The organism is Streptomyces sp. NPDC111516 (genome assembly GCF_055635345.1).
Genome location: NZ_JBVKBV010000011.1, coordinates 221,450 through 235,970, shown reverse-complemented (window position 1 = coordinate 235,970; position 14,521 = coordinate 221,450). Strand labels below are relative to the sequence as shown.

The 14,521-nt window shown below is 66.0% G+C and carries 13 protein-coding genes and 2 pseudogenes; 3 read left to right on the top strand and 12 right to left on the bottom strand.

What is annotated here, in order from left to right; all coding sequences use genetic code 11:
• Positions 1-102: 102 nt before the first annotated feature.
• The gene (locus ACZ7L9_RS22240; RefSeq protein WP_471417299.1) at positions 103-363 is read right to left on the bottom strand and encodes a hypothetical protein; all 261 of its coding nucleotides are present in this window, start codon (positions 361-363) and stop codon (positions 103-105) included.
• Positions 364-397: 34 nt separating this feature from the next.
• On the bottom strand, positions 398-676 hold the full coding sequence (locus tag ACZ7L9_RS22235; protein WP_471417297.1) for a P-loop nucleotide/nucleoside kinase family protein: 279 nt from the start codon (positions 674-676) through the stop codon (positions 398-400).
• 682 nt (positions 677-1,358) lie between these two features.
• On the opposite strand from ACZ7L9_RS22235, the pseudogene ACZ7L9_RS22230 reads away from it, so the two are divergent.
• Positions 1,359-1,583: pseudogene (locus ACZ7L9_RS22230) on the top strand (integrase core domain-containing protein); the annotation flags it as partial.
• Here ACZ7L9_RS22230 and ACZ7L9_RS22225 read toward each other — a convergent pair.
• From ACZ7L9_RS22225 to ACZ7L9_RS22210, 4 genes are all read right to left on the bottom strand, one after another.
• The gene (locus ACZ7L9_RS22225) at positions 1,580-2,344 is read right to left on the bottom strand and encodes a GNAT family N-acetyltransferase (protein ID WP_471417295.1); all 765 of its coding nucleotides are present in this window, start codon (positions 2,342-2,344) and stop codon (positions 1,580-1,582) included. The pseudogene ACZ7L9_RS22230 and the gene ACZ7L9_RS22225 sit on opposite strands and share 4 nt — an antisense overlap.
• The gene (locus ACZ7L9_RS22220) at positions 2,341-2,916 is read right to left on the bottom strand and encodes a condensation domain-containing protein (RefSeq protein ID WP_471417293.1); all 576 of its coding nucleotides are present in this window, start codon (positions 2,914-2,916) and stop codon (positions 2,341-2,343) included. Before ACZ7L9_RS22220 ends, ACZ7L9_RS22225 begins: the two co-directional genes overlap by 4 nt.
• Positions 2,917-3,221: 305 nt before the next feature.
• Positions 3,222-3,416 carry a transposase gene (locus ACZ7L9_RS22215; protein WP_471417291.1) on the bottom strand — a complete coding sequence of 65 codons (195 nt, stop codon included), beginning with the start codon at positions 3,414-3,416 and terminating at the stop codon, positions 3,222-3,224.
• 101 nt (positions 3,417-3,517) lie between these two features.
• The gene (locus ACZ7L9_RS22210; RefSeq protein ID WP_471417288.1) at positions 3,518-3,811 is read right to left on the bottom strand and encodes a hypothetical protein; all 294 of its coding nucleotides are present in this window, start codon (positions 3,809-3,811) and stop codon (positions 3,518-3,520) included.
• A 1,060-nt stretch (positions 3,812-4,871) separates the two neighbouring features.
• Here ACZ7L9_RS22210 and ACZ7L9_RS22205 point away from each other — a divergent pair.
• Positions 4,872-5,156 (top strand): LysR family transcriptional regulator, encoded by a 285-nt coding sequence (locus ACZ7L9_RS22205; protein WP_471417287.1) that lies wholly within the window; start codon positions 4,872-4,874, stop codon positions 5,154-5,156.
• A gap of 18 nt (positions 5,157-5,174) precedes the next feature.
• Here the strand turns inward: ACZ7L9_RS22205 and ACZ7L9_RS22200 are convergent.
• From ACZ7L9_RS22200 to ACZ7L9_RS22175, 6 genes and pseudogenes are all read right to left on the bottom strand, one after another.
• Positions 5,175-5,817 (bottom strand): annotated as a pseudogene (locus tag ACZ7L9_RS22200) (winged helix-turn-helix domain-containing protein); the annotation flags it as partial.
• Between the two features lie 66 nt (positions 5,818-5,883).
• On the bottom strand, positions 5,884-6,471 hold the full coding sequence (locus ACZ7L9_RS22195; protein ID WP_471417285.1) for a TetR family transcriptional regulator: 588 nt from the start codon (positions 6,469-6,471) through the stop codon (positions 5,884-5,886).
• A gap of 265 nt (positions 6,472-6,736) precedes the next feature.
• Positions 6,737-7,738 carry a 2,3-diaminopropionate biosynthesis protein SbnB gene (sbnB, locus tag ACZ7L9_RS22190; protein WP_471417282.1) on the bottom strand — a complete coding sequence of 334 codons (1,002 nt, stop codon included), beginning with the start codon at positions 7,736-7,738 and terminating at the stop codon, positions 6,737-6,739.
• A gap of 91 nt (positions 7,739-7,829) precedes the next feature.
• Positions 7,830-8,801: a 2,3-diaminopropionate biosynthesis protein SbnA gene (gene sbnA, locus ACZ7L9_RS22185; RefSeq protein WP_471417280.1), complete on the bottom strand. Its 972-nt coding sequence runs from the start codon at positions 8,799-8,801 to the stop codon at positions 7,830-7,832.
• Positions 8,802-10,517 (bottom strand): ATP-binding cassette domain-containing protein, encoded by a 1,716-nt coding sequence (locus tag ACZ7L9_RS22180; RefSeq protein WP_471417278.1) that lies wholly within the window; start codon positions 10,515-10,517, stop codon positions 8,802-8,804.
• Positions 10,514-12,214 (bottom strand): ABC transporter ATP-binding protein, encoded by a 1,701-nt coding sequence (locus ACZ7L9_RS22175; RefSeq protein ID WP_471417276.1) that lies wholly within the window; start codon positions 12,212-12,214, stop codon positions 10,514-10,516. Before ACZ7L9_RS22175 ends, ACZ7L9_RS22180 begins: the two co-directional genes overlap by 4 nt.
• A gap of 513 nt (positions 12,215-12,727) precedes the next feature.
• Between ACZ7L9_RS22175 and ACZ7L9_RS22170 the strand changes: the two genes are divergently transcribed.
• Complete coding sequence (locus ACZ7L9_RS22170) at positions 12,728-14,395, top strand: B12-binding domain-containing radical SAM protein (RefSeq protein ID WP_471417275.1); 1,668 nt, start codon at positions 12,728-12,730, stop codon at positions 14,393-14,395.
• Positions 14,396-14,521: the final 126 nt, after the last annotated feature.

Below are 14,521 nucleotides of genomic sequence, written 5' to 3'. Positions count from 1 at the left end.
ACACTCTCGAACGTTTGGGGGGCTCGCAGACGTAGGGCGTGCACGAGGGGGTCCTTTCGCGGAGAGAGGGAGCCGCGAACCCGGCCGGTAATCCTGGCCGGGTTACGGCGCGTCGGGATGGAGCAGGGCGGACACTCGGGCGGCCAGAGCGTCGATGTCCACCTGGTCGAAGCAGGTGGTGTCCACGGTCAGTACCGGCCCTGGCAGGTCCAGGGGCTCGTAGCGGCCGGCCAGCAGCTCTTCGCGGAATTCGTCGATGTTCTGGGCGTCGCAGTGGCCAGGGTGCCGTTCAGCGGAAGCAGAGCGGGCAGCAAAACGATTGAGGAGGGTGACACCGTCGGTGCGGCACTGGATCTGCACCACTTCGGCACCTGTGGCACCGAGGAGTTGCTGAAAGTCAGCAACTTGAGCGCGTCCGACGGAAATTGGATTCCGTCAGGCAGCTCGTTTTGGCGCCCAGTGTGTCGGAGAGCAGGGAGAACAGCACGGCCACGGACGCGGCACCGAGTTCTTTGGACCGCTGGCGGTCCGACCACCCGAGGGTGTCGAACAGCGACTCCTTGATGGCGTCGCGGCTGTACCAGGGCAGAGTCAGGCGGGTGGCGAGCCGGCGGGCCAGATAGGTCTTTCCGGTCCCTGGGGGGCCGGAGACGATAACCACGGTAGGGGTGGGCACAGGATGTCCTTCTGAGACGCTGCGACAGCGAGATCGGTTGGCGTCCGTACGTGCAGCCAGTCGCCATTGATTCCCGCAGTGGGGAGTTCCGTGATGGGGGACGGTGCTGCGAGCGGGATGCCCCATTGTTTGCGGGCCAGGTGGGCGGCTCGGGCTGCCTGTTGGTAGCCCTGATCGCCCCAGCCGAGCAGGGCGGCGGCCTGCTCGGGTGCGGCCAGGAGCCGGGCGAACTGTCGGCCGGTGGCAGGGTCGATCGCGGCTGGGCCGACCGCTGTGATCGGCGCGGCCAGTCGTAGCCGCGCGCATTCGCCGATGCCGCCGTAGACATCACCGGTGGCGTCGTAAACCCATCCCAGCGGTCGAGCAACGGGCCCATCAGTGCCCGCCAGGCAGGTACGTCGGGTCCCAGGCCCTCACACGTCGCCGTGAGGATGCGGTGAGCGAGGGCGGCCCGAACGGCTCCTGCTACAAGAGCCACCTTTGGCGCAACGCCCGTACCGACCAGGGGATTTCGCATAAGAGGAGCTCACAAAATGGGCGCCCGGCTCGCGACGCCTGGCACGCACGCTCGCTGCGTTGCCGAAACGCCCTAGTAGCTCCGCTACAAGGGCCTCCCAGCGCCTTGCGATCGCACGCACCAGACGCCGCGAGCTGATCGGACTCCCATTTTGTGAGCTCCTCTAAGCGGACTCGTCCCTACCGTCCCCAGACCAACGGCAAGGTCGAACGCTTCAACCGCACCCTCCTGGACGAATGGGCCTACGCCCGCCCCTACCGCAGCGAGCAGGAGCGACGCGACGCCTACCCGGCCTGGCTGCACACCTACAATGCCCACCGCGGACACACCGCGCTCAAGGGGCAACCACCCGCCAGCCGCGTTCCTAACCTCACGGGTCAGTACAACTAGGGCTCGTACACGTACGGCGTGGTCGAGGTGACCACCCGGAAGCCCCGCTTGCAGAGGATGGGCTGCGACGTGGGGAGCGCGTCGGTGATCATCACTGTGCGGCCCCGGTCACTCGCCTCCTTCAACCTGGCGCCCACCACCGCGGTGAACAGCCCCTGCCTTCGGTGGGTCGTCTTGGTACGGCCGCCCGCCAGCTCCGCGAACGGAGTGCCGTCCTGGAAGTAGACCCGTCCGCAAGCCACCGGATCCTCGTCGACGTAGGCGATGTGGACGCTCATCGTCTCGGGTGACTCCCGGAGCACCTGTGCGAGCTGCCGCCGCTCCCCCTCCGGGTCCTTGCGGCCGATCTCCCGGGCGATCTCGGCGTAGTCGTCCAGTCCCGCCTCGTCGCGGACGCGGCGGACTTCGTGCCCGAGGGCGTCGAAGGCCGCCAGGGCAGCCTCGTCGACGGGCAGCACCAAGACCTGCTCCTCGTCGTCGGCCTCGAAGCCCTCACCGGCCAGGAGCGCGCCGAGGGCGGACGGCTCGTCGTGGCCGTAGACCTTCCACTCCAGGGTGTAGCCGCGCTCTCGGGCCAGCGCCATCTCCGCCCGGACGATGTTCTCGGCCTCGCCCTCGGCGAGGCATGAGAACACAACCCGGCACTCCGATCCGTCGGCCGCGAACTCGCGCACCACCCCGCCGTGCCCGGCGGCCTCCCCGGCCGCCCGGCGGGCGGCGTCCAGCTCCGCCAGGATCCCAGCGCTCATGGTCTTGCTCATGCTGTCCACTCCTCCTGCTTGAGGATCTCGACGACGGGTCGGTCGGCGGCCATCGCCTCGACGACCGCGCGCAGGCGAACGAGGTAGGCCTCGGCCCGCTCCGGCGAGAAGATTTCACTGTTGTACCTCACCGGGAGCTCGAGGCTATCCTCACCCCTGAGGGAAACGAATTGCAGGTCCTTCGACCGGCGCGGGAGTTCCCTCGCCTCGAAGGTGACGCTGGTAGCGGTCGGCGCCTCGGGCAGGGCGTGCAGCTGATCCAGCGCGACCATGACGTCGAACCGTGGGCTCCGGTCGTCGCCCCGCTCCCAGCAGAGGTCGCGCAGAGTCCGCCCGTAGGGGTACTCCTCGTGCCGGAACGCCCTGAGCACATCGTTCCGCGCCCGGCTCAGGACCGAGCTCACGTCGTCGTCGGGCCACAGTCGCAGCCGCAGCGCAACGGTGTTGATGTGGAAACCGATCTGCCCTTCCAGGTCGACACGGTTACGCCCTTGCTTGTAGGTACCGACCGTGACGTCGTTCAGAACTGTCTCCGCGCACAGCAGCAGGCCCACAGCACACCGCGCGACCACGAACCGGGTGATGCGCGGTACTCCGTACGCACCTGTGGAGCCCTGGTGAATGGCCCGAATTCCCTCGGCGAGCGCGGCTTCCGCGGCCTGCCTGGCCGACGCTGCCGTTCGCCACCAGTAGAAGCCCTAACGGGACACTCTGAGGATTCTGCACAGCCGCTGTATGCCGTACTCCAGATGGCGGTTGGAGATGAACCGCCAGCGACCGGTCATCGGCCCATCTCCTTCGCAAAGTACTGGGCTGCATTGCGGAGAATTTCTTTCTCCAGCTCCAGCTCGCGGACCTGCTTGCGCAGCCGCTTCAGCTACTCACGTTCCGACGACGTCACCGGGTCACCGCCGCCTCGGACGGCGGCCTGCCGGGACTTGTGGACCCACTGGCGCAAGGACTCGTTGTTGACCCCAAGCTCCCGGGCCACCGCGTTGACGGACCGGCCGCTGGACTCCGACAGCGCGACCGCATCCCACTTGAACTCGTCTGAATACCGGGTAATACCCACCAGAACACCTCCTGACCGGATCCCACGATCCGGCCCTCAAGAGATGTCCACAAACCGGGGCAAACCTCATGTGGCGTTTGCCCCGGCTTGAGGGGCAGTGATCACGCTGCGAGGACGAGTGCTGCCTGGCAGCGGACGGCATGGACCCGGAGGTACTCGCGCTGCTCGTGGTACTTCCAGTTGTGGACGATCACGCCGGAGGCGATGGGCCAGCCGTCGGCGAGTGCGAGGTCGTAGGCGAGGTTGGGCTCCTTCGCGCTGAGGTACCCGGTCGCCTTGTTGATGCATTTGCGGGCTGTGGGGCCGATTTCTTCTCTCTCGGCTGTTTCTTCATGTCTGCGATTACCTGCGGTGATTAGCCTTGGAGGATCTGGCCGGTCTGGATCGAGCAGCACGACCCCGCAGTGGAGCAGCAGTCGGCCAGAGGCATTTGCGGTCGGCTATCGAGGTGAGGGACTTCGCTCCGGTCAGGACCGCGCAGCCGGCCACGGCCAGGACGTACGGCAGCGGGTGACGGAGGCCCCAGCGGTGCGGGCGGGCAGGCGGGACAGCAAGACCAGTAGGTCGGGCAGTGTAGGGGGAGGCCGGATCGCGGCCCGTGAGTTGGCCCAGCCCGACGAGGATGGGCGCTACTGGCGCAGCAAGCACGGTCTTCCGTTGTGGTGATCAGTGAATTCGACATTCCATGGTCACCGGAAGCCGTGCCTGCAGGTGCATCCCGCCGCCCGCCACGAACTGCCCGCCATCGTCTGAATTGGGGTATCGGGCCCATACCAGAACCTTCGGGCCGACGATGGGAATGACGGAGCCCTGAGGTGTGGACCGGCGGCCGTTTCCGAGCTGATCCACCATTGCGCGATCGATACTTGCAGGTATAAATTTCGGTACAGCGATCGGGGGCAGATCTCCCTCTTGCATTTTGCGCATCATTTCCGTGAGGTTTCTGTCCAAATTGCAAGTGCGTTATCCGTCAGCCTGAGGCGTCTATGCAGATCGGGCCTGTCGCTGATGTCGGGTGCGGACCTGGCGGAAGGTCGGCGTCGCGGCGCAAGAGGCACCCGCGCCCTTCAAGCTCACTTCCCACGATAGGCGTTCGGCTTGTGGCGGCCTTGCGATCCGCGTTCGCACCCCGCGGCGCGACAGAGTCGCCGGCTTTCCGCGGCCGGCATTCGCGGCTCGTGCATCACGTATGCGTGGAAGGGATCCCTATTGGCGAGATGCTGGTGAAGGGAGGAAACGGTCATGCATCTAGTCATGAGCGTTCTGCCCGGTTGTCCCATGCGGTTGGTATGGGGAGTTGCGTGTCGGCCATCCCGTACGTGCAAGAGGTCCATGGCGTGCGGGGCCATCCCTCAGGCGGATGAGGGCAACCGGGGTCCGGACGAGTGAATCCTCGTCCGTGTCGCGCGTCTCCACCGGCCAGCCTCGCGCAGGAAATCTGATAAGGGGAGAGTGATGGAATTCCATCAGCTACAGGCGTTCCAGGAGGTGGCCCGGATGTCGAGCTTCACCAAGGCTGCCCGGAACCTGCACTGCGCGCAGTCCACCGTGACCGCGCAGATCAAGAGTTTAGAGAGGGGGCTCGGCGTGCTGCTCTTCCACCGTAGGGGGCGCTGTCCCATCCAGCTCACCGCGGCTGGCGTACTGCTGCAGGAGCACGCCGCGCTCATCCTGGACGCGATTGACCGCGCTGGCCGGGACGTCCGCCTCACTGCCCTCCAGCGGTCGCGAGTGCGTTAGCTCGGCAGCAAGACCGATGCAGATCAGCGCCGCCATGGAGACACATTTGATGCCCGCAGCAGTGACCCGCACCACCGGGGTGCGACCCCGGTGGCCCACGTGCGACCCTTGGGCGGCTTCAGGCCCTGGCCAGCTGCGTCCTCGAAGCAGAGCCAGGCACCCAAGTCCGCCGCCCTCCCTATATGACGGGCCACTGCTCGTCCTTCCAGGCGGCGATCTTCGCCTCGTCGCGTTCGGTGGCCTTGAGGGAGGGCACTTGCACGCTCCAGCCGATGCGGTGCAGCAGCAGGTCCAGCCCGACCGGGGTGTACTCGATACCGAACCGGCGGCGCACGATCTCGGCGATGCGGGCCAGCGTCCAGCACTGGTCGGGCCACCCGGACGCGGCCGGGCCCGCATCCAATACCGTCTCCAGCAAGCGGGGCTGTTCCGCATCGAGCGTGCGGCGCGTGCCGCCAGGGCCCGCGGAGGCCAGGGCCTGCCGACCCCCTGAAGCCCACGCCCGCCACCAGTGGTTCGCCGACATCCGGGTCACCTTGAACCGACGAGTCACCTCGCGGTCACTGGCCCCGGCTTCGATCAAGTCAGCAGCTGCGAGCCGGACTTGTCCACGCCGAGCCTGTTCCTCGACCGCCAATCTACCGCCATCGGGGTCTCTCATCCCTCCGGCATAGAGCAGCCCACGACAGCCGTCACGCCCCGACGTAACCCGCACTGTTGAAGATCTCTAGTCGGGAATGTGTTGCAGGGCTGGAAGCACGGTGTCCCACATCGACCGCAGTACGCTCGCGGCATCGTCGCGCCCGATGCCGAAGCAGGATTCGTGGGTGCCGAGTACGATCGCGATCAGCAGCCGACTGATCAGTTCCGGGCGATGCCCCACGGGGATTTCCCCCTGCTCCTGGGACAGTGACACCAGGGATTTGATCAGGCTGTGTAGCTCGGCGAGGTGGGACTCCTCGGTGCGCGCGGGCCGGGCGGCTTCCATGGTCAGGCGCAGGCCCGCCATGAACCGTATGTCTTCGGCCATACGTCGAGTCAGCTCCAGCACCAGCCAAGTCAGCGTCTGCAGGGCGGGGCGGGCGCTGTGCCGGGCATCAGCCGTCATTTCACGCCAGCTCGTCTCGAAGGACTCGATCACCGCCGTGGCGAGTGCCGCTTTCGATGAGAAGTGTCCGTACAGCGCGCCTTTGGTGAGACCGGTACGGGCAATCACCAATTGGAGGTTGGTGGCGGCGAATCCATGGACCTCGAAAACCTCAGCCGCCGCATCGAGGATCACCGCGTGAGTGAGGCGCGCCCTCGCTTGCTTCATCTCAGCGCTCCTTTGGGCAGGTCGGCGGCGAATGTCTTCGTATTCGCATTCTTTCTAAATCTCTATTCGCTCTTCGAGCAGCGACTACATATTTCGGTAACAGCGCTCTCCCCTGGAGTTGTTGGAAGTCTGTTTTCGGGCGAACGCGGCCGTTCTCGTGGTGGTCCCGCACGCCCGTCGGTCGAATAGTGTCCTTCCAAGCCGACTGATGACTTTCTGCCATTCACGCCGTGCGCGGACCCCGCGGCGTCGCGGGGTCCGCGGTTCACCAGCGCTGCGTCTCTGCGAAGAAGTCCTGCACCGCCAGGGCCTTCCCCGCGGCGCGGGCCTGCTGGTGCACAAAGGCCCCGAGCGCGAGGTCGAGGATGCCGAGACCAAACGGCGAGAAGACCACCGGCTGATTGTCCGGCATGGGCACCTTGCTGTTGAGTACCCCAGCCAGCGTGCCCGTGACGAACTCCCGTCCACCCGTAGCCTGCTCGGCCAGGTGCGGAGAGGTGCCGGCCTTCATACAATGCTCGACGTCGTCGAAGACGTTTGACGCCGCGAGGATCACCTCGGGGGCCAGGTCGCGCAGCGACAGGTTCAGCACGAGCTGGCCGGGTTTGAACGGCGTGTGTACATAGGGCGTGCCGGCGGTGGTGGCGAAGACGAGGGTGTCGGCTTCCAACGCGGTATCGAGGTCTTCGGTGAAGCCGGCATTCTCCCCGAGCCCATCCTTCAGGTGGCCGACGAGCGCTTGCCCGGACTCGGCATGCAGGTCGTGCACCACGTACGCGTCGGGCGTGCACCCGGCGGCCTTGAGGTACTCGCACACGTTGCGGGCGATGATGCCCGCGCCGATCACGGCCACGCGTGTGCCTCGGTAGCCGCCCGGCCGTAGCGCGGTAGCTGCGACGGCCGCAGAGGCGGCAGTACGGGCAGCGCTAATCTGAGCCGCCTCCAGGCAAGCGATCGGGTAGCCCGTCTCGTAGTCGTTGAGGATCAGCAGGGCCGACGCACGCGGTATGGACTTCTTCGTGTTGGACGGAAAGCTGGAGATCCACTTGATGCCGGCGAGCTGCACATCCGAGCCGAGGAAGGACGGCAGGGCGATGATGCGCGCGTCGGGCTTCTCGGGGAAGCGCAGGAAGTAGCTATCGGGGTTGACTGACTGGCCGGCCTCATGGTCCAGGTAGGTCTGCTTCACGACGTCCAGCACCGCAGGGCGGTTGCCGGTCAGGATCTCGTGGACCGCCGGTCCGGGGACCAAATCGAACTCGAACATGCAGGTGTTCCCTCTCTGCGGTCGTAGTGGGATCGCCGCCGCTCGCGCGGGAACGCGGTTGCCGTCGCGGCCTTTGTGCCCTGGGTTGTTGTTACGAACTGGGCACGGATGCGAGCGCCTTCGGCCCGAAGTGTTCAAGGACCCAGGCGTCGTTGTACACAGTGTCGAGGTAGCGGTCGCCCATGTCCGGGGAGATGCACACCGTGCGCAGGGTCCGCTGAGGGTCGTTGAGTTCCAGCCAGGTGCAGGCGCCGTCGACGACGGTTCCGGTGGAGCCGCCGAACAGCAGACCCCGTGCCGAGAGAGCGCGGCACATCCGGAGTGCGGCTTCCTCGGGGACGAGCACCACGTCGTCGAAGGCGTCCGGGTCGAGCAGCGGTGGCATGACGCCTGCGCCGACACCCGGTATCAGGCGGTTTGCGGCGGGTGAGCCGAAACTGACGGACCCGACCGAGTCCACGGCGACGACGCGGGCGGTGCTGCCGATGTCGCGAATGTAGCGCACGCAGCCCATCGCAGTACCCGCGGTACCGACGCCGGCAAAGAGGACATCGAGGTCGGGAAAATGCTTGAGGATGCCTTGCGCCGTATTCTTGTAGTGGGCCATCCAATTGGCCTCGTTGCTGTACTGGTTCAACCAGACGTAGCGGTCGTCCTCGTCGCAGTGGCGGCGGACCAGGTCGAGCCGGGCCTTGAGATATCCGCCCTCGGCGTCCGGTTCGTCGACCACCACCACCTGTGCGCCGAGCGCCCGTATGACCGACGCGGTGAGGTCATTGCACCGGCGGTCGGTCACGCAGATGAAGGGGATCCCCTTCGCTGCGGCGATGATGCTCAGAGCGATGCCGAGGTTGCCGGACGAGGACTCGATCAGGATGGAGTCCTCGCGGATGACGCCGCCCCGCTCGGCGTCGGCGACCATGGCGGCCGCCGCCTTCATCTTGATGGAGCCGCCGAAGTTGAGACCTTCGCACTTGACGTAGAGGTCACGCCCCAGGACGGAGTTGAGGTCGACGTAGAGATCCGAGTCGACCAGTTCGTGCGGTGACCTGATGATGGGCACTTACGGCTCACTCACTCCCGTGGTGACGGACGGCTCGATACGGCGGGTGACGCGCACAACGGTGTCTGCGAGATCGAGCAGGTCCGGATTGTGCGACACCACCACCCATGCGCCTGGCCAGTCACGGGTCACGGTCTGCCAGATGTCACGTGCGGTGGGGCCGTCCAGTGACGAGTCGCAGTCGTCGACGACGTAGACCTCGGCCGGACGGCACAACATGCGGGCCAGGGCGAGGCGCTGCCGCTGACCGCCCGAGAGGCGGCTGGCCTCACCGGAGTCCAGCAAGGTGTCCAGCCCTTCGGGCAGTTCGGGGGTGCCGGGGCTCATACGGACCGCGGTCAGCGCCCGGTTCATGTGCTCTTCGGCGATGGAGTCGTCGCCGAGCCTCAAATTCTCGCGGACGGTGCCGGCGACGAAGCGGGGCGACTGACGGGCGTAGCCGATGTGCGGTGCGCCCAACCGGTCCCGCACACCGGTGACGGCGCTGCCGTTCCAGCGGACCTCCCCCGCCGCGTCGGGCTGCAGTGCGAGCATGGCGCGTACGGCGGTGCTCTTGCCTGCGCCGAGGGAACCCGTGATCGCCACGAGTTCGCCGGGGCGGACGGTGAAGTCGATCGGCTCGGGGGTGGGGCCGCCGTCCGGGGCCGTGCGGGTGAGGCTGCTGACCGTCAGCTCGCGCAGGGGCTCCACGACGGTGTCCTTCGCCGCGGCGGGTTCCGTACCGCTGCTTATGTCGGCCAGGCGCTGGTAGGACACCTTGCCGCCCTGATAGCGGGCGTAGATTTTGCCGAAGAAGGACATCTGCTGGCCCAGCCAGCTCGAGTACGTGATGAAGAGCACTAGCTTGCCGACGGTGAAGTCACCGGTCGTGATCCGCACGCTCGCGGTCAGCAGGACCACTGCGATCCCGATCATGACCAGGTTCCGGAACAGATCGGAGAGCAGGTCTGCGAAGACCTGGTGGTGCTGCTGGAGACGGCGCCGTCCGGCGAAGTCCTTCTCCAGCCGGGCCATGTTGCCGGAGATGGCGCCGGACAGGCGCAGGTCCCGGATCCCGGTCAGGGTGTCCGTTATCGCGCCGCCGATCCGGCCCTGCTCCGTACGGATCTGCGCCTGCAGGGTCGCCACCCGGCTCTTCAGGAAGACCGAGGCGAGCAACCCGCCGAGCAGCAGAAGCAGTGGAACGGTCATGACGAGGTCGGTGGTGGCGAGCACGGTGACGGCGATGACAAGCAGCACCGACCGGTAGGTGAGGTCGGTGGTCCACTCCAACAGACCGCCGATCTCCTCGGTGTCGTCGCGCAACCGGTTGATCGTCTCGCCGTTGCTCACGGCCTTGTCGCGCGCGACGGGGCGGTTGAGGAGGCCGCGCAGTACCCGTGTCTTGAGCCATGCGCTGGTCTTGAAGATCAGGACGAAGGTCAACTGGAGACCGCCCCAGAGCACGACGGCCCTTAGCGCCATCAGCCCGACAGCGACTGCGAGCAGCCGCCAGGTCACGGAGTCGACGAGGCCGTTCCCCGCACGGTCGATGAGCCGGGAGATGGCCAGGCCGATGACGAGCGGGAGGGCGTACATCACCGTCCAGGCCATGATGACGACCATGTAGAGGCCCTTCACCTGGCCGGCCGCGTGCATCAGGAACCGGCCGAACGGCTGTGACCCTAGGGTGTGTTCGTACGTCCCCGGCGCGGAAGGGGCGGTGTGAGGCGTCACCTGGTGACTCCTTCGCTGGAACGGTTGACGTACGTGATCCGGCCGCCCGCCATCGCGGCGACCCGGTCGACGCCCTTCAGGGCGGCTTGGCGGTGTTCGACCATGATGACCGTGCGGTCCTGCATCACGGTGTCGAGGAGGGCCGACCAGACCCGCTCCGCCTCCGGGTCGAGCTTGGAAACCCCCTCGTCGACGACGAGCAGGCCCACCGGGCGGATCAGAGCGCGGGCACAGGCGATGACCTGCATCTCTCCTTCGGACAGGGAGCGCCCGGCCGCGCCGATGACGGTGTCGAGCCCGTCGGGCAGCACGCGTACCCAGCCGTCAGCGTCGAGGTGTTGCAGAACCTGCCAGACCCGGTCGTCGTAGACCGAGTCGTCGAAGAGGGTGATGTTGTCCCGTACGGAGCTGGCGAAGATGTGTGCGCGCTGGCTGAGCACCGTGAGCCGCGTGGCGAACTCGGCGGGATCGATGCGATCGACGTCGACCCCACCGATCCGCACGTGGCCCTCATCGGGAGAGACGAGACCGCACAGCAGGTTGAGCAGGGTGCTCTTGCCGGCGCCGGTCTGGCCGACGATGCCGAGGCTCCGCCCGGCCTCGATCGTGAAGGACACGTCGCGGACCACCGGGACGTCACCGTAGCCGAAGCTGACGTGCTCGAAGACCACGTCGAGCGGTCCGTCGGGGAGGGCGCCGGGCGGCAATCTGTCCGGGCCCTTGTCGGCGAGGGGTTCACTCAGCGTGCGGGCGGCCGTGCCGAGGACGGCCATGGTCTTCTGCAACTCGCCCCACTGGGACGACATGTCCTCCACCGGAATCTGCAGCAGGTCCACGTAGAGATAGATCATCATCAGCGTACCGACGGACAAGGAGTCCTGCCCCAGGGCCTGGAGGCCGAAGCCGAAGCCGAGTCCGAATGCGAGGGCGAAGAAGAGCTGGGTCAGCGGCCAGAACGCCCGGCCGCTGATGTAGGCGCGGCCCTCGGTACGCAGCAGTCGGGTCAGCTTGTCCTGGATGGTGGTCATGGCCCAGCGGGACTTGCCCAGCGGCAACAGGTCCTCCCGCGCGGCCAGGGCGTCGCCGATGAACCCAAAGAGCTCTGCCTGTTGCTCCCGGGCCGATTCCCAACGGGTGACTGCCCGTCGGGCGAGGCGGGTGAGCAGCAGGCACACTGCGACGATGAGTACCGCGATGCCGGCACCCGCGGCGGGAACCGTGACGACCATGACGGTGAGCGTGCCGACGACGACCGCGACGTTGCCGATCAGCTGGAAGCCTGACTCGGCGATGGACCTGCCGACGATGTCGCAGTTGCCCTCCACCTTCTCCAGCACTTCACCCACCGGACGGCTCTCCACCTCGAGCACTGGGCGCTCGACGGCGGTCCGGCGCAGCAGTCGGATGCGCAGGCTGTCCGCGATCCGCCAGGCGCAGCGCACGGCCAGGTATCCGGCTCCCATGCGGGCCGCGCCTCCGACCAGGGCGACGGCCAGATAGATCAGCGCGATGGTCACGAGCGCCGACGAGGTGGCCCCTCCGGTGGCGCGATCGACGAAGTGCTGGACGACCAACGGGCCCGCCAGCATGGCGAGGACGCTGACGACCAGCACCCCCAGGGCAGCGGCCACGGCGGGCCGGACGGGCCGGATCTCCTGACGCAGCAGGCGCGTTGCCGTGCTGTCTGTACGCGTCATCCGGTCGACGCTTCGGCGTGCTGCGACGTCATGGCTACTCTCCCTGTCGCGGTGCGGGTTTCGGGACTGGTACCAGGTGGCTGAAGGAAGGAGAACAAAGTCGTTCTGCGGGTTTCAAATGCCATCGGGGATGCCTATCGAAGTGCCGTGGCCGTTGACCGGCCTGCGTGGGCCGGCGGAGCCTCAACACGCCCTCGGGCGGCCGGAACGAGGCGCTAGATCGAAGCTAGCGGTTCGCAGTTCGCACGTGTACTGTCGCCTCCAACTGTGCCGCCCGGCCTACCGGTTCGAGGTCTCCGAGCTCCTCAGGTGAGCATGGCGCGGGCTGATGGCGGTACAAATCAAGATTTCCGGCCCCGAGTGCGCGTTCGCTTGATTCGACTTCACCTCAGCCCATCCACCTGGCAGAGGGTTTCGCGTTCTCCTTTTCGTGCCGCGACGGATCGATTACCGAGTCAAGGTTTCGAACCGGATCCGTCCCACTCAAGCAATCTGGTGAGAGGCGTAGACACCATGATGAACCTTGAACCCGTTGAGGAACTGGTTTCGAGTTCAGACAGTCGCTACTTCTGGTGTGACCGCAAGACGTTCCCTGCCATTGAGGGCGGTACCACGAGGAAGAAGGTCTGGTATGTGGCACTTCCTCTCACCACCGCTCATCGCGGAAGCCATTCGGGTGGAGGCGCGGCCATAGCCGAGGCGGGTGACCAGTCGCGCTACGCGAACGAGGGAACGGTCTATCCCCACTCAGCACTGGTGGAAATGATCACGTACCAGGAGGTGTTCTTCCCCTCGCACAGTTGGGAATACATCGATGTCAGCCACACAGGATGGGAGGCCGTGCAGGAGCGCCTCGCCTCCGACCCGCCCGATGTCGTGGCGATGAGCGTGTACTCCGCCACGGCGACATGGAGTCTCATCCTGGCGGCCGAGCTGAAACGAGTGAATCCCGATGCCGTAGTGGTACTCGGTAACGATCACGCGGGCATCTTGAACCGAGAGATCCTCACCGGCGATTACGGATCTCGCATCGTCGACTTCGTCAGCACGGGGAACAATGGGCCCTTCACCATGATGGCCCTTCTGGCGGCCCTCGACGGGAAACTCCCCATCGAGAAGGTGCCCTCGATAGCCTACCGAAAAGACGGCCGGGTGCTCAATCAGTCGGCACCCACCTATCCGCTGAATCTTCGCATTCTCCCGGACTACAGATTGATCGAGCGAGAGCTGGAGTTGTACTACGACCCCGCCTTCGCCGTCTGGTATTCCTCGCACTACGAGATGCAGAGGATGGTCACGTTTCCGATCGACAGCGGCTGCAACTGGGGGAAGCGGCCTGGTCGGCGATGCCGGCACTGCTCCATCCAGGGCCTGACGCCCAAGGCTGCTGATGTCGCATCGATCATCGCGTCCATGGAGACCCTGGTAGGGGATCTGCAGGCGAATATCTACGCTGCAGGCGACTCGACCCTGGGCATGTCGAAGAGCCAGTGGGGTGGTGAATTCTCACTCCTCGACGACCTGGCCCTGGCTTGCAGCGAGTCGAGCATTCTGCAGAACAAGAGGTTCCTGCTCGCCTACGGCCTCGTCTACGAGTTCCTGAACTCTGCCGAACTCTGCAAGGGTTTCATCCGCACGTGGAACGTGGGCATTGAATCCTTCGACCCAAAACTGCTGAAGGGGAACTCGAAAGGGATCAACAAGGGTCCGGACAGGATCTACGAGGCTCTTGAGCTGGCGAAGAGTCTCGACTACAAGCTTTACCTTTCGGGCATCCTGGGCCTCCCCGGTACGACGATGCAGCAGTTGCGGGAGGAAGTCGACAACTGGCTGGCGATCGCAGAGACGTACGCCGGGCAGGTGACAACCATCTCGGTGGCTGCGCCGGCGATCATACCCGGATCACGAATGTACTTCGATTCATACAATTCGGATCCGAGAGTCAGGGAGTGGCACGGCGAGTTGCTGCCCACTCGGCGACTGTCCGAGCTCTACATCGAGCAGAACACCGAGGTGACGCTGAAGGACGTCGAGGCCGCCCTGCGTGAGCTCGGCAAGGGAGTCATCGCGCTGGACAATGCTGGAGCCAACATAAAATTCGGTGGCTACATGATGGGAGGGGTGGACGACGCGGAGGCTCGAGAGATGAACCTTCTGAATGAGGCGATGAAGCATCTCTAGTTCCCCGTAGCCGGGTCCCGTGCCCACGCGACACGACGACCGAGCCACCATCACGCCTGCGATCCAGCCCGCCAGTTCACCTGGCGGGCTGGATCGTCTTGCCGGGGGACTGCGACAGCCGGCCGG

Excerpts from the sequence above, each read along its gene's own strand:
- sbnB (WP_471417282.1), bottom strand. The coding sequence starts at position 7,738 with ATGTTCGAGTTCGATTTGGTCCCCGGACCGGCGGTCCACGAGATCCTG.
- ACZ7L9_RS22205 (WP_471417287.1), top strand. The coding sequence starts at position 4,872 with ATGGAATTCCATCAGCTACAGGCGTTCCAGGAGGTGGCCCGGATGTCG.
- ACZ7L9_RS22195 (WP_471417285.1), bottom strand. The coding sequence starts at position 6,471 with ATGAAGCAAGCGAGGGCGCGCCTCACTCACGCGGTGATCCTCGATGCG.
- ACZ7L9_RS22225 (WP_471417295.1), bottom strand. The coding sequence starts at position 2,344 with ATGAGCAAGACCATGAGCGCTGGGATCCTGGCGGAGCTGGACGCCGCC.
- ACZ7L9_RS22170 (WP_471417275.1), top strand. The coding sequence starts at position 12,728 with ATGATGAACCTTGAACCCGTTGAGGAACTGGTTTCGAGTTCAGACAGT.
- ACZ7L9_RS22175 (WP_471417276.1), bottom strand. The coding sequence starts at position 12,214 with ATGACGCGTACAGACAGCACGGCAACGCGCCTGCTGCGTCAGGAGATC.